Below are 15,117 nucleotides of genomic sequence, written 5' to 3'. Positions count from 1 at the left end.
CGGGGTCACCGGGCCCCGCGGCAGGCGGTGCCGCCGCCACCAGGCCGACGGCCGATGAGACGAAGCCGACACATCGACACGACATCTGGTGTTGCCTGCCCGATAGCAGCGGCATATATGGTGTCCCCCGCAGCTGGTTCGGTCGCCCCTGGTGGACGGTCGAGGCAAGAGGGAACCCGGTGCGAGTCCGGGACTGCCCCGCAGCGGTGAGTGGGAACGACCGCCGTCACCACGCACTGGGCCCACCGGGTCTGGGAAGCGACGGCCAGTAGGCGACCGGCGAGCCCGGTCACGCCCGCGAGTCCGAAGACCTGCCAGCGCGCCGTTCGCGTACGCGAACGGCGGTCGGAGGTCACGCGGGACGACCGACGCCAGCACGAGCCTGCCTTGCCGGCGGTCCGTTGGCGTTCTCCCGCGCGGCGAAGACCATCGGAGACAGTGCGAGGAGAGACGATGACGGTCGGGCAGGAAAGGCCGGCGTCCGGTGTGGGCGCACCGGAGCAGCGCCGCCAGGTGATGCAGGTGCGCAAGCGCAACGGCGACAGCGAGCCGGTGGACGTCAACAAGATCGTCAAAGCGGTCGAGCGGTGGGTCGCCGACCTGGACGAGGTGGACCCGCTGCGGGTGGCCACCAAGACGATCAGCGGCCTGTACGACGGGGCGACCACCGCCGAGCTGGACAAGCTGTCGATCCAGACGGCGGCAGAGCTGATCGGCGAGGAGCCGCAGTACTCGAAGCTGGCGGCGCGGCTGCTGGCCGCGTTCGTGGACAAGGAGGTCCGCGGGCAGCAGGTGGCCAGCTTCAGCCAGTCCATCCGGTACGCCCACGGCCTGGGCCTGATCGGCGACGACACTGCCGCGTTCGTGACCCGCAACGCGCGCAAGCTGGACGACGCCGTGGACCCGACGGGTGACCTGCGGTTCGAGTACTTCGGGTTGCGTACCGTCGCCGACCGGTACCTGCTGCGCCACCCCGAGTCCCGGCTGGTGGTGGAGACACCGCAGTACTGGCTGCTGCGGGTGGCCTGCGGGTTGTCCGAGACGCCGGCCGAGGCGATCGGCTTCTACCGGCTGATGTCGTCGCTGGCCTACCTGCCCAGCTCACCGACGCTGTTCAACTCGGGCACCCGGCACACCCAGATGTCGTCGTGCTTCCTGGTCGACTCGCCCCGCGACGAGCTGGACTCGATCTACGAGCGGTACCACCAGGTGGCGAAGCTGTCGAAGTTCTCCGGTGGCATCGGCATCTCCTGGTCGCGGGTACGCGGCCGGGGCGCGCTGATCCGTGGCACGAACGGCCGGTCGAACGGCATCGTGCCGTTCCTGAAGACCCTCGACGCCGGCGTCGCGGCGGTCAACCAGGGCGGCCGACGCAAGGGCGCGGCCTGCGTCTACCTGGAGCCGTGGCACCCGGACATCGAGGAGTTCCTCGAGCTGCGCGACAACACCGGCGAGGAGGCCCGGCGCACCCACAACCTGAATCTGGCCAACTGGATCCCGGACGAGTTCATGCGCCGGGTGGAGACGGACGGCGACTGGTCGCTGATCGACCCGTCCGACGCGCCGGAGCTGCCCGACCTCTACGGCGAGGAGTTCGACGCCGCCTACCGGGTCGCGGAAAAGAAGGCGGTCCGCACCGTCAAGGCCCGGGATCTGTACGGGCGGATGATGCGTACCCTGGCGCAGACCGGCAACGGGTGGATGACCTTCAAGGACCGATCCAACCGGCTGTCCAACCAGACCGGCGTCCCGGGCAACACGATCCACCTGTCGAACCTGTGCACCGAGATCCTGGAGGTCAACAGCGACACCGAGACCGCGGTGTGCAACCTGGGCTCGGTCAACCTCGGCGCCCATGTCACCACGGACGGGGTCGACTGGGAGCGGCTGCGTTCCACCGTCCGTACCGCGGTGGTGTTCCTCGACCGGGTCATCGACATCAACTACTACCCGGCCGAGCAGGCGGCGGCGTCGAACCCGCGCTGGCGACCGGTCGGGCTCGGGCTGATGGGCTTGCAGGACGCCTTCTTCACCCTGCGTCTGCCGTTCGACTCACCGGCCGCGAAGGAGCTGTCCACCCGGGTGCAGGAGGAGATCTTCCTGACCGCCCTGGAGACCTCCACCGGACTCGCCGAGCGGTTCGGCCCGCACCCGGCGTACGCCGAGACCCGCGCCGCCCGCGGTGAACTGCACCCGGACCTGTGGGGCGTCGAACCCACCCAGGCCGAACGGTGGGCGGCGCTGCGGTCGAGGATCGCAACCCACGGGCTGCGCAACTCGCTGCTGGTCGCGATCGCCCCGACCGCGACGATCGCCTCCATCGCCGGCTGTTACGAGTGCATCGAGCCGCAGGTGTCCAACCTGTTCAAGCGCGAGACCATGTCGGGCGAGTTCCTCCAGGTCAACACGTATCTGGTCGGCGAGCTGAAGGCGCGTGGGCTGTGGACGCCGGAGATCCGGGAGCAAATCAAGCGTGCCGAGGGGTCGGTACAGGGAATCATTGACCTGCCCGCCGACGTGCGTGAGCTGTTCCGTACCGCGTGGGAGCTGCCGCAGCGGGCGCTGATCGACCTCGCCGCCGCCCGCGCGTCCTACGTCGACCAGTCGCAGTCGCTGAACCTGTTCCTGAGCGCGCCGACCATCGGCAAGCTCTCGTCGATGTACCTGTACGCCTGGAAGTCCGGTCTGAAGACCACCTACTACCTGCGGTCGCGTCCCGCGACGCGGATCCAGCAGGCCACCGTCGCCGTCACCCCGGCGGTGACGCCGCTCGTCGCGATCAGCGACGACGAGGCGCTGGCCTGCTCCCTGGAGAACCCCGAGAGCTGCGAGGCCTGCCAGTGACCACGACCTCCGAACCCCGCACCGACACCCGGCACATGCTGCTCAACCCCGGCATGGACCTGACCCTGCGCCCGATGCGGTACCCACACTTCTTCGACCGGTTCAAGGACGCGATCAAGAACACCTGGACCGTCGAGGAGGTCGATCTGCACTCCGACCTCGCCGACCTGGCCCGGCTCTCCCCCGCCGAGCAGCACCTGGTGTCCCGGCTGGTGGCGTTCTTCGCCACCGGCGACACCATCGTCGCCAACAACCTGGTACTCAACCTGTACCAGCACGTGAACTCCCCGGAGGGCCGGCTCTACCTGTCCCGGCAACTCTTCGAGGAGGCGGTGCACGTCCAGTTCTACCTGAACCTGCTCGACACCTACGTGCCCGACGAGAAGGAGCGCTTCGCCGCGTTCGCCGCGATCGAGAACATCCCCTCGATCCGGCGCAAGGCCGAGTTCTGCTTCCGCTGGATCGATTCCATCTTCGAGCTGCGCGAGCTGAGGACCCGGGACGACCGCAGGGCGTTCCTGCTCAACCTGATCTGCTTCGCCGCGTGCATCGAGGGCCTGTTCTTCTACGGCGCCTTCGCCTACGTCTACTTCCTGCGTTCCCGAGGGCTGCTCAACGGCCTCGCCTCCGGCACCAACTGGGTGTTCCGCGACGAGTCCATGCACATGGCGTTCGCCTTCGACGTGGTGGACACCGTCCGGCGTGAGGAACCGGACCTGTTCGACGACGAGATGGCCGCCCAGGTACGCGACATGCTCGCCGAGGCCGTCGAGTGCGAGGCCCAGTTCGCCGAGGACCTGCTCGAACAGGGCGTCTCCGGGCTCTCCCCGGCGGACATGCGACAGTACCTGCAGCACGTGGCCGACCGCCGGCTCGCCCAGCTCGGCATCGCACCGCTGTACGGCTCGACGAACCCGTTCGCGTTCATGGAGTTGCAGGACGTCCAGGAGTTGTCGAACTTCTTCGAGCGGCGGGTGTCGGCGTACCAGGTGGGCGTCACCGGCAGCGTCACCTTCGACGACGACTTCTGACCGGCAGTCGGCCAGCACCAGGGGGAGCAGTGGGCACGGTTCGCCCGGCGCGGATCACCTCGATCCGCGCCGGGCGGGCCGCGCCCGGCTCACCGTCCGGTGCGGCACTCACGTACGTCCTCACTGCCAGGCGACTTTGGCGAGTCACCGGACGTGCGGTGGAATCCACCGGCCCTGGCCGACGGTTCGGCCTACGTGCCTGGGCGCCGCTGCCCTGCCATCCTGAGGCGGTGGCGTCAGGGCGCCCGTACGCACCTGAAGATAGCTAGGTATGCGGCGTGCGGAACCTGCCGCCGCTGCACCACCTGATGACGGGGGTTGTCATGACCGGTCGCGCAGCGGCGTTACTCGTCGGGCTCCCGTTGGCGGTGGCCGGCTGCGCCGGCACGGCACCGGCCGGCGACACCGTGCCGGCGTGGCAACGTTCCCCCGGGCCACCGACGGTTCAGCCGAGGTGGGAGGCATGCGCCACCGCCACGGCCGGGCAGGAGGCCGACCTCGACCACAGCCAGGCGGCGCTCTCGTTGCCGTTTCTGGAGGACGGGTTCCGGCCCGTGGCCGCGGCCGTCTGCCGGGCCGAGCCGCGACAGCGGCCCACCGGCGGCTCGGATCTGGTCGCCGTCGAGGAGCGCGCGGACGACGTGGGCCGCCTGGTGGCCGCGCTACTACTGCCGGACGACACGTCGCCGGTGGACGCCTGCACCGCGGAGATGCCGTTCGTGCCGTGGCTGGTGCTGCTGGACGCGCAGGGTCGCTGGGTACGCCCCGGCGTGCCGACGGACCCGTGCGGGAAGCCTCGCCCAGAGTTTCGCACCGCCTACGAGCAGCTATCGACCCGGCGCGTCACCACGCGGGTGCTGCGCGAACTGGAGTCGGATGCGGCCGCCGCCAGCGGGTGCAGCCAGCGGTGGTCGGACATGGTGTGGGCGACGGACCAGGACGGCGTCGGCCAGGACACCACGCCCGGCCCGCTGCCCGCCGACGGCGCGTCCATACGCGTCTGCGTCTATCGCGTTTCGGAGGACGAGCGAGGTGGCGCAAAGCCCGCCGGTGAGTTCGAGTCGGGTCGCGAACTGCCCGCCGCCCGGTGGACGGAAATCAGGCGGGAGCTCTCCACCGCCGGGCCGGCCGCCGAGTGCGGCACGCCGGGCAGCCGCTTCGCGGTGCTGCACCTGGGCACCGGGTTCGTCTGCGTGGAGATTGACGGTTGCCGGCGGGTGCTGATCGACAGCGGCAGCGGCCCTGGTTCCATCCGGCAGAGCACGGCCAAGCTGGCGTCCCTGCTCGTCGGCCGGTGACACCCCGACAGTCCGCACGAGCAGCGAGGCCGTGCGGCCCGGTTCGCCTCGGCGCGCCATGGACGTGCGAGATACCCGCCGGCAGGTTCGGGCCGAGGTTCGCCGGGTAGACCGAACCCCCATTGCCCAGGCCGAGTCACCTCGGCGCGGAGGTGTGCACCGACAGATGCGCGACGCGGTGGTGGGGCCCGGCGGGGCCCGGATGCGGTGGGTGGAGGTGTCCGGCGAGGCGCCGGCACGGGTGTACCTGCACGGCCTGGGGGCGATGTCCGCGCCGTACTTCGTCCCGGTGGCCACCCGGCCGGAGTTGGCCGGGCACCGGTCGCTCTTCGTCGACCTGCTCGGCCACGGGCTGAGCGACCGCCCGCGGGCTTTCGGCTACACCCTGGAGGAGCACGCCGCCACCCTCGCCACGGCGCTGGACATCGCCGGGGTCCGCGGGGCCGACGTGGTGGGGCACAGCATGGGCGGCGGGGTGGCGGTCGTGCTCGCCCACCACCGGCCCGACCTTGTCGGCCGGCTCGTGCTGGTGGAGGCCAACCTGGAGCCGAGCCCGGCACCGGTGGTCGGGGGCAGTGGCATCAACGCGTACCCCGAGGACGAGTTCCTTGCCGGCGGTCTCACCGAGACCCTCGACCGGGTCGGACCGCTCTGGGCGTCCACCATGCGACTCGCCGACCCGGTCGGCCTGTACCGCAGCGCCGTACACCTGGTTGCGGCGACCCGGCCCACCATGCGGCGGATGCTGGAGCGCCTGTCGATCCCCCGGACGTTCATCCAGGGCGAGCAGGGCGCTGCGGTACGCGACCCGGATGGGCTCACCGCCGCCGGCGTGCGGGTCGTGACGGTCCCGGCGGCCGGCCACAACGTCATGCTCGACAACCCGGAGGGGTTCGCCCGTGCGGCCGCCGCCGGTCTGCTCTGACGGGGTGAAGCCGCTGGTCGGGTGGCTCACCCGCATCCGACGCACGGGACCGATCCGTGCCGGTAGTGTGGCATTACTCCGTTTAGCAATGTAAGGGGCATTCGCCCCATCTCCAATACCAGGGTGAGGCGAGCGAGATGTCGAATCGGACGGCGCAGCCGGCACGGGACCACGGGCCGGCGGTGCTCGTTCCGGCCATGTCCGGCGGCTATCCGGGGCCGCTGCGGCGGCCGCTGCCCGGCGCATCGCTGATCAAGTTCCTGGCCACCACCGACCACAAGCAGATCGGACTGCTCTACCTGCTCACGTCGTTCGGGTTCTTCGTCGCCGCCGGGGTGGAGGCGCTGCTGATCCGGGCCGAGTTGGCCCGGCCCGGAATGCAGCTCCTCTCCGCCGAGCAGTACAACCAGCTGTTCACCTCGCACGGTGCCGTGATGCTGCTGCTGTTCGCCACCCCGGCGGCGTTCGGATTCGCCAACTACATCGTGCCGCTCCAGATCGGCGCACCCGACGTCTCGTTCCCCCGGCTCAACGCCCTGGCGTACTGGCTGTACCTCTTCGGCGGGCTGATGGTCATGGGCGGGTTCATGACCCCGAGCGGCTCGGCCGACTTCGGCTGGACCGCCTACACCCCGCTGAGCAGCGTCGAGCACTCGCCCGGCGTGGGCGCGAACATGTGGGTCGTCGGGCTGACCGTCTCCGGCCTGGGCACCATCCTCGGCGCGGTCAACCTGATCACCACGATCCTGACCCTGCGCGCCCCCGGCATGACCATGTTCCGGATGCCGATCTTCACCTGGAACATGCTGATCACCAGCCTCCTGGTGGTGCTGGTCTTTCCCCTGCTCGCCGCCGCCCTGCTGGCACTGATGGCCGACCGGCTGTTCAACGCCCACGTCTACGACGCGGCCACCGGCGGGCCGATGCTCTGGCAGCACCTGTTCTGGTTCTTCGGCCACCCCGAGGTGTACATCATCGCGCTGCCGTTCTTCGGCATCGTCACCGAGATCATCCCGGTCTTCTCCCGCAAGCCGCTCTTCGGCTACAAGGGCATGGTCGCCGCCACGATCTTCATCGCCGGCTATTCCATGATCGTCTGGGCGCACCACATGTTCACCACCGGCCAGGTGTTGCTGCCGTTCTTCGCCGCCACCACGTTCCTCATCGCCGTACCGACCGGGGTGAAGTACTTCAACTGGCTCGGCACCCTGTGGAAGGGACAACTGACCTTCGAGACCCCGATGCTGTTCGCGATCGGTTTCCTCGTCACCTTCCTGCTCGGTGGACTGACCGGCGTGCTGCTGGCCAGCCCACCCGCGGACTTCCACGTCCACGACAGCTACTTCGTCGTCGCCCACTTCCACTACGTGGTGTTCGGCACCGTGGTCTTCGCCCTCTTCGCCGGAATCTACTTCTGGTTTCCCAAGATGACCGGCCGACTCATGGACGAACGCCTCGGCAAGATCCACTTCTGGACGATGTTCACCGGCTTCCACGGCACGTTCCTGGTCCACCACTGGCTCGGGGCCGAGGGCATGCCCCGCCGCTACGCCGACTACCAGCCCCAGGACGGCTTCACCGGAATGCACATGTTCTCCACCGTCTGGTCGTTCGTGCTCGGCATCTCCACGCTGTTCTTCATCTGGAACGCCTGGAAGTCCTGGCGCTACGGCCCTCGGGTGACCGTGCAGGACCCGTGGGGCTTCGGCAACTCGCTGGAGTGGGCCACCAGTTGCCCACCCCCGTTACGCAACTTCGACGCGATGCTGCGCATTCGCTCCGAACGACCCGCCTTCGACGCCAAGTACGGTCCGCACGTCGCCGACCTCGGCCGCGACCTGCCGCAACGCGACGTCGAACCCCGGCAGACCCTGCGTGAGGAACTCCACGCCGAGAAACGGGTTCCCGAACCGCCCCAGCGGCAGGGGGCGTACGGCCCTCGGGAGGTGACCGAGTACCAGCCGGCCCCGGAGTCCGGAGCGCGACCGGTGGAGGTACCCGACCCCGAACACATCCGACGGCCCAGCTTCGACCAGACCGACGAACCCGAGCGCGACCCCTGGGGCGGAGAGCGTAGCCCAACAGATCCCGGTGACCGGTGGCAACGGCCCGAGGGCGGCACCGGAGCCGACGAGCGGTAGCCCACCAGGCCCCGGGGCGGAACTGGCCACCGTGGCCGTGCCTGCCCGAGGCGGCTCGGGCGGGCGGCAGTGCGCTGAGCGCGGTACGCGCAGGATCCGCCGAGACGCTCCGCGTCCCGGCGGATCCTGTCATCTCCTGTCGGAACCCGTCATCGCAGATAGGCGGCGAGGCCGAGCCGCTGGTTGCGCACCGCGCCGGCCACGACACCGGCGATCTGCCGGGCGCCGGCCGCCTCGAAGTGGGTGTGGTCGTTGCAGAAGAACGCGCCCACCGGGCCCTGCGTGTAGTCGCCGTTGTTCGGGCACAGACCGAGCCGGTTGTAGAGCGTGTAGCTCAGCCGGTGCAGGTCGATGACCGGCACGTTGCCGTTCGCGACGGCGGCGTCGAACGTTTCGGTCAGGAAGCCCCGGTTGCCGACCGCCGTGTTCCCGTTGCACCTGATCGCGGCGACGGGCGTGAGGAAGACCGGGTGGGCGCCACGCTCGCGAGCCGCCCGGGCCATCACCCCCAGCAGTTCCTTGTACCGAGCCGATCCCACGTGCCGGGGGCAGGTGCTCGTCCCGTCGTTGATGCCGAACTGGATGAACAGGTAGTCGCCCGCCTTCATCCCGGTAGACCGGTCGAGCATGGCCCGCCAACGGCTCGAGTAGGTGGCCGGGCTGACGATGCACTCACCGGCGGAGTTCTTGTTGCTGGTGACGTTCGGGTCGTACAGCCAGGTCTGGATGCTGCGGCCACCAACCGCGCTGTTGACCACCGTGACGCCGTTGGCGAAGTACGGGGCGAACTGGCCACCCCAGCCGGCCGGGCAGGCAGCGCCGCCGGACGGGTTGGCCATCGTGGAGTCGCCGGCCAACCACACGGTGACCCGGCCCGGCGACGCGGATGGGCTGCTCGGCGACGTCGGTGGGCTACTCGGCGACGCGGGTGGGGTCGACGGCCCGGCGCAGGGCGACACGGTGGGCGTGGCGGCACCCCCGCACACCGTGCCGTTGAGGGTGAACGTCGGCGGCACCGGATTCGCCGTGGTCCAGGAGCCGTTGAACCCGAAGTTCACCGTCGCGTTGGTCCCGATGACGCCATTGTGGCCGGCGTTCCTGGCCGTCACCGCCGCGCCATTCTGGGTCACCGTGGCGTTCCATGCCTGGGTGACGCCCTGGCCGGTGACGAAGTTCCAGGTGAGCGTCCAGCCGTTGATCGCGTCGCCGTGGTTGGTGACGGTGACGTCCGCGCCGAAGCCGCCCGACCACCGGCTGGTCACCCGGTAGTCCACCCGGCATCCGGCCGCGGCCGCGACCGCGAGCTGACCGGTCACGACGTAACCGCCGGCCAGGGTCGCCAGCACGACCGCCATCAGTGTCGCGAGCTGACGTGTCGACACCCGCATGACTGCTCCCCTCACCCAATCACCAGTTGCCACTGCTGGTTCGTGCCGCCGTTGTCGCCGCGTTGCACTAGCGCGGTCCCCTCGGCGGTGGATCCGCCCGGCACCTCGAGCAGCTTCCCGCTGTTGCGGTTGACGAGCCTGACGTGACCGTCGACGGGGACGGTCTGCCAGTGCTGGTTGGTGCCGGCGTTGTCGCGGTACTGGATGACGGCCGCGCCGTCGCTGGTGGAGCGGGCGTTCACGTCGAGCACCTTGCCGCTGGCCACGTTGACGAGCTTGTTGAACCCGCCACCGGCGTCCACGAGCTGCCACCGCTGGGCTGCCGCGCCGATGTCGGTGGCCTGGACCGCGGCCGCGCCGTCGGCGGTGGAGTTGCCGCTGACCGCCAACACCTTGCCGCTGTTGCGGTTGACCACCTTGTACTGGCGGGTCGGCGTGGTCGTGCCGAGGCGGGCCGCGACGATCGGGGCGAGCCGGTCGGCGATCATCTGGTGACCGCGGTCGTTGGGGTGCACGGCGTCGCCCAGACCCTCGGCGGTCAGCCAGCCGTCGGTGTTGACGAAGTAGACGTTGCGGTCACCGGAGTTGTTGACCGCCTGCACGGCGGCCTGGGTTTCCGCCACGTACCGGCCCCGGAAGGTCTTCAGCGCGAGGATCGCGGCGTGGGGGTACTTCGCGCGGATGTTGCGGATGAACGCCGTGTACGACGCCTGGAAGGTGGGACCCGACACGCTGTGCCCCACGTCGTTCGTACCGAGGTTGATGACCACCGCATCGGCCCGGTAGCGGGAGAAGTCCCACGGCGTGGAACTACCCGCGTCGATGTTGAAGTACCGCCGCTCCATTCCCCAGCAACCGTCCGGCGCGGCGACCAGGCAGGCTCCGCCGATGGCGATCTGGGTGTGCTCCACGCCGAGCCGTTCCCCGACCAACCAGGCGTAGTCCGTGATGGCCAGCTGGGAACTGCCCGTGCCCGCGGTGATCGAGTCCCCGACGAACTCGACCAGCTTCGGCGCCACCGGCAGCGGATACGTGCGGGCGCCGGAGTCCAGGACCAACCCGGTGAACACGGCGTCGCCGTTGTACGAGCCGGCCCGCTGCCGGTAGGAGACCACCAGCGTGTGGTTGCCGGCGCGCAGCGGGGTCGGGGTCAGGTTCACCGTCCCGCTGACGTTGCGGTAGTTCACGAACGGCCCGCCGTCGATACTTGCCCAGAACTCCACCGCGTTGCGCTGCTTGAGCCGCACCGTCGTTCCGGTGAAGCCGGTGCGCAGGTAGGCCCCGGCCCAGTTCGACGCGAACGCGGCGGTCGAGCTGCGGTCCCAGCGACCGATGAAGGAGATGTTCGGGTCCGAGGTGGACCCGTCTCCGGGCGCGGCGTCGGCGGGAGCCGCCACCGCGACGGTCGCGGCGGCCGCGACCGCCATCGCGACGACGGTCCTGGCGATGGTGTGGAACAGGCGTTTGGATGGCCCCATGTGATCGTCCTCCCGATGCCCTCCGGATACAGCCGGAAAGCGCTTGCCGTACGATAGGAAGCGATGGGAATCGATGTCGATCGGGCGGTCGCCAGGCGGTCGGTTCGCTGCGCCGGGCGGCATCGGCGCGCTGGACCGACCTACGGGTAAGGTCACGCGACCAGGTTGACCAGACGTCACCGCTCGGCGCCGGCGTCGTCGGTGTCAACTCGCCCCTCGGCGCGCAGGACGTACGTGGTGACGCTCTGTGCGGGCAGATCCCGCGAGGCGGTGCCGCCGGCAGCAGCACACCGACCGGCGATGGGGCGACGCGTCGACACCGTGGCCCTCAGACCGCCAGACCCTCGATGAAAGCCCCACGACACCGGCACCACTATGCCGGAGTTCATCGATCGACACGTTTGGACGCCGTGGCGACACTTACTGCTACCTATCCGGGGCTGAGAACGCTAACACCCCGCAAAAGCGAAGACAATCCTTAGAACGTGATGTTTCGTCCACCGCCACAACCGTCGTGGCTGATCTTTCCGAAGGCCGGACCGGACGGCCATTGTCATCGTCCAGCGAACCGTCACGAAGGACACCGCCGATGCGAATCGCCTCCGCCCTCGCCTTACTCACCGTGGCCATCGCCGGCACGGTGCTCGCCGCGCCGGAACCCGTCACGGCTGCCGCGTCGTTGCCCACCGCCACCCAGTCGCTGGAGTCGGTCAACTATCCGGGCCGGTACGTACGACACCTCAACAACGCCGGCCAGCTCGCGGCGGTGACCGCCAGCAGCGACGCCCAGACCAAACGGGACGCCACCTTCACGGTCGTGAACGGGCTGGCCTCGCCGACGTGCTACTCGTTCCAGACCAAGGACGGGCTGTTCCTGCGGCACCGGGACTGGCGGCTGCGAGTCGACCCCAACACCGGGGACCAGACATTCCGCGCCGACGCGACCTTCTGCGCGGTCGCCGGATCGGTCGCCGGATCGATCTCGCTGGTCTCGTACAACTATCCGGACCGTCGGATCCGGCACCGTGACTTCGTGCTCACGCTCGACGCCTACCAGGACAATCCCCAGTTCCGGGCGGACAGTTCGTTCCGCCTCGCCGCGCCGTGGGCACCGAAGACCACGAAGAATCCGGTCATCCCCGGTCTGTTCGCCGACCCACACCTCACGGTTCTCAACGGCCGCTACTACCTGTACCCGACCACCGACGGCTACGCGAGCTGGAGCGGCACGTACTACAAGGCCTTCTCCTCCACCGACCTGGTGAACTGGACGGACCACGGCGTGATCCTCGACCACGGCCCGGATGTGTCATGGGCGGACAACTCGGCCTGGGCCCCGGCCGTCGCGGCCAAAAACGGCCGCTACTACCTGTACTTCAGCGGCGGGCTCGCCAGCGGCAACACGGCCAAGCACCTCGGCGTGGCCGTCGCCGACTCGCCGACCGGACCGTTCCGCGACGCGCTGGGTCAGCCGCTGATCCGCAGTGGCCAGTATTCCGGCCAGGCGATCGACCCGATGGTCTTCACCGACACCGACGGGCGTTCCTACCTGTACTGGGGGCAGGGGGTCGCCCGGGTCGTACCGCTGAACGACGACATGGTCTCGTTCGACCCGGCGCAGGTGCGCGTCATCACCCCGGCCGGCTACAACGAGGCGCCGTTCGTGTTCGAACGCAACGGCGTCTACTACTTCATGTGGTCGGAGAACGACACCCGCAGCGAGGACTACCGGGTCGCGTACGCCACCGGGCCCTCGCCGCTGGGGCCGTGGACCAAACGGGGAATCGTGTTGCAGAAGCGCCTCGACGCGGGCATCAAGGGCACCGGTCACCACTCCGTGGTCCGTGCGCCCGGGAGTGACACCTGGTACGTCGCCTATCACCGGTTCGCCGTGCCCGCCGGCAACGGCACCAACCGGGAAGCCGCCATCGATCGCCTGGAGTTCCATTCCGACGGGACGATCCGCCCGATCCTGCCGACTCTCTAGGAGACATTCATGTCCATAGTATTCACCGGCCGTGCCGCCGCATTCACGGAGGCGTGTCGCGTGGCCGCCGTCCGGATCGTGACCACCACCCGGACGGCGGCCGGACGGGCCATGGCATACCTCGCCACCGCGGTGGTGGTGTCGGCAGGGACGCTGGTCGTCGGACCCAGCACTCCGGCGCACGCGGCAAATCCGATCGTCAACCGTTTCGCCGCGGACCCCTCGATGCTCGTCTCCGACAACCGCGTGTACATCTACGCCACCGACGACGCCACCAACAGCGGCACGTACTGGGATTCCACCGCCTGGCGGGTGTACTCGTCGGCCGACCTGGTCAACTGGACCGACCACGGCGCGCCGTTCTCGCTCAGCGGGTTCAGTTGGGCCCGGCAGTACGCGTGGGCGCCGGAGGCCGTCGAACGCAACGGCTACTACTACCTCTACCTGCCGGTGGACCGGACGAAGATCGGCGTGGCGCGAAGCACCTCCCCCGTCAGCGGCTTCGTCGACGCCCGCAGTGAGGCCATGATCGAAAAGGGACGCGACGCCAACACCGGCGAGGAGCCCATCGACCCGGCGGTGTTCGTCGACGACGACGGTCAGGCCTACATGTACTTCGGCACGCGAACACCGAAGGTGGTCCGGCTGAACCCTGACATGATCTCCACGTCGGGCGCCATCCAGAACGTCACGATCACCGGGTCGACCGTTTACGGCGAGGCACCCCACCTGCACAAGCGCGACGGCACCTACTACCTCTCGTACTCCACCGGCTGGCCGGGGCAGATCCACTACGCCACGGCCACCAGCCCGTTGGGTCCGTTCACCTACCGTGGCGTCATCCTCGACTACACCAACGTCAGCACCAACCACCAGTCGATCGCCGAGTACAACGGCCAGTGGTACATCGCATACCACCGCAACGGCCTGCCCGGCGGAAGCGACTTCCGCCGCTCCCTGGCAATGGAGTACCTCAGCCACAACCCCGACGGCACCATCCCACGGGTGGCCCAGACCAGCACCGGCGTCGGCAACCCCGTCCCCGGCATCAACCGGTTGCAGTCGTACAACTTCACCGACCGGTACGTGCGGCACGTCAACTTCGACGTCCGCATCGACCCGAACGTGAGCCCGGCAGCCGACGCCCAGTGGCGGATCGCACCCGGGCTGGCCAACTCGGCCAGCGGCTACGTGTCGTTCGAGTCGGTGAACCACCCGGGCTACTACCTGCGGCACGTCAACAACGACTTGGTCCTCGCCGCAGCCGACGGCACCGCGGCCTTCGCCGCGTCCGCCACGTTCCGCCGGGTGCCAGGGTTGGCCGACTCCACGGCGGCATCGTTCCAGTCCTACAGCTCACCCGACCGCTACCTCCGCCACTACAACTACCTGCTCCGGCTCGACCCCATCAGCACCGCCATCGGCCGCGCCGACGCCACCTTCCACATCACCAGCTAGTAACGCGCGACGCCCGGTGGTGGCCCACGCCATCACCGGGCCGTCTGCACCGGCATCCGGGCGCATCCTCCGCATCGGGTCGGGACTGTGCCATGGTGGTCGTCATGTCAGAGTCGATCGGGGTCTGGCTGTCCGACGTCATGAGCGCCGACGACCTGGCCCGGCACGCCGCGGGCCGGTCGCTCGGCGTCGACGCCCGTCAGGTCGCGCTCGGCCGGGAGCCGGCGGGCCGTCCGTACGTCGTCGGGGCACCGGGATTGCACCTGACCATCAGCCACTGCCGGGGCCTGGCAGCGGTCGCGGTAGCCAGGCACGGACCGGTGGGCATCGACATCGAGCAGGTCCGTCCGTTACCCGCGGCCGAGCTCGCCCGGCGGTGGTTCTCCGGCCCGGAGGCGGACTGGGTCGCCGCGCACCCCGACCACTTCCTGCCGCTGTGGACCCAGAAGGAGGCTGTCGGCAAGGCGCTCGGCATCGGCCTGCGTCAGGGCGGTCTGCACCGGTCGATGCCGCTGCCACCGGCCGCCGCGCTCACCGCCACCGTTGCGGGCCGCCCCACCATGGCGG

11 protein-coding genes and 1 riboswitch are annotated in these 15,117 nt (G+C 69.4%); of the genes, 8 read left to right on the top strand and 3 right to left on the bottom strand.

Annotated elements, in window-relative coordinates:
* Positions 1-117: 117 nt before the first annotated feature.
* A riboswitch (cobalamin riboswitch) is annotated at positions 118-334 on the top strand.
* A gap of 119 nt (positions 335-453) precedes the next feature.
* The 5 genes from E1166_RS07200 (at position 454) to ctaD (ending at position 8,239) form a co-directional block, all read left to right on the top strand.
* The gene (locus E1166_RS07200) at positions 454-2,844 is read left to right on the top strand and encodes a ribonucleoside-diphosphate reductase subunit alpha (protein WP_132336856.1); all 2,391 of its coding nucleotides are present in this window, start codon (positions 454-456) and stop codon (positions 2,842-2,844) included.
* Positions 2,845-2,879: 35 nt separating this feature from the next.
* Complete coding sequence (locus E1166_RS07195; protein WP_132336912.1) at positions 2,880-3,875, top strand: ribonucleotide-diphosphate reductase subunit beta; 996 nt, start codon at positions 2,880-2,882, stop codon at positions 3,873-3,875.
* Between the two features lie 323 nt (positions 3,876-4,198).
* A complete protein-coding gene (locus E1166_RS07190; protein WP_132336854.1) occupies positions 4,199-5,173 on the top strand; it encodes a hypothetical protein in 975 nt (324 codons plus the stop codon).
* Positions 5,174-5,339: 166 nt separating this feature from the next.
* On the top strand, positions 5,340-6,098 hold the full coding sequence (locus tag E1166_RS07185) for an alpha/beta hydrolase (protein WP_132336852.1): 759 nt from the start codon (positions 5,340-5,342) through the stop codon (positions 6,096-6,098).
* 137 nt (positions 6,099-6,235) lie between these two features.
* On the top strand, positions 6,236-8,239 hold the full coding sequence (gene ctaD, locus E1166_RS07180) for a cytochrome c oxidase subunit I (protein ID WP_132336850.1): 2,004 nt from the start codon (positions 6,236-6,238) through the stop codon (positions 8,237-8,239).
* 149 nt (positions 8,240-8,388) lie between these two features.
* Here ctaD and E1166_RS31855 read toward each other — a convergent pair whose 3' ends face one another.
* From E1166_RS31855 to E1166_RS30790, 3 genes are all read right to left on the bottom strand, one after another.
* Positions 8,389-9,627: a cellulose binding domain-containing protein gene (locus tag E1166_RS31855; protein WP_132336847.1), complete on the bottom strand. Its 1,239-nt coding sequence runs from the start codon at positions 9,625-9,627 to the stop codon at positions 8,389-8,391.
* 11 nt (positions 9,628-9,638) lie between these two features.
* Positions 9,639-11,105: an RICIN domain-containing protein gene (locus tag E1166_RS07170; protein WP_165944269.1), complete on the bottom strand. Its 1,467-nt coding sequence runs from the start codon at positions 11,103-11,105 to the stop codon at positions 9,639-9,641.
* 176 nt (positions 11,106-11,281) lie between these two features.
* Positions 11,282-11,425, bottom strand: coding sequence for a hypothetical protein (locus E1166_RS30790; protein WP_165944268.1), 144 nt, complete (start codon positions 11,423-11,425; stop codon positions 11,282-11,284).
* 269 nt (positions 11,426-11,694) lie between these two features.
* On the opposite strand from E1166_RS30790, the gene E1166_RS07165 reads away from it, so the two are divergent.
* From E1166_RS07165 to E1166_RS07155, 3 genes are all read left to right on the top strand, one after another.
* Complete coding sequence (locus E1166_RS07165) at positions 11,695-13,092, top strand: family 43 glycosylhydrolase (protein ID WP_207914053.1); 1,398 nt, start codon at positions 11,695-11,697, stop codon at positions 13,090-13,092.
* Between the two features lie 60 nt (positions 13,093-13,152).
* Positions 13,153-14,550 carry a family 43 glycosylhydrolase gene (locus E1166_RS31435; protein WP_132336843.1) on the top strand — a complete coding sequence of 466 codons (1,398 nt, stop codon included), beginning with the start codon at positions 13,153-13,155 and terminating at the stop codon, positions 14,548-14,550.
* Between the two features lie 104 nt (positions 14,551-14,654).
* A partial coding sequence (locus tag E1166_RS07155; protein WP_207914051.1) for a 4'-phosphopantetheinyl transferase superfamily protein occupies positions 14,655-15,117 on the top strand: 463 nt, incomplete at its 3' end.

It is taken from the genome of Micromonospora sp. KC213 (assembly GCF_004348325.1).
GTDB lineage: Bacteria > Actinomycetota > Actinomycetes > Mycobacteriales > Micromonosporaceae > Micromonospora.
This window is presented reverse-complemented; position numbering and strand designations above follow the sequence as displayed.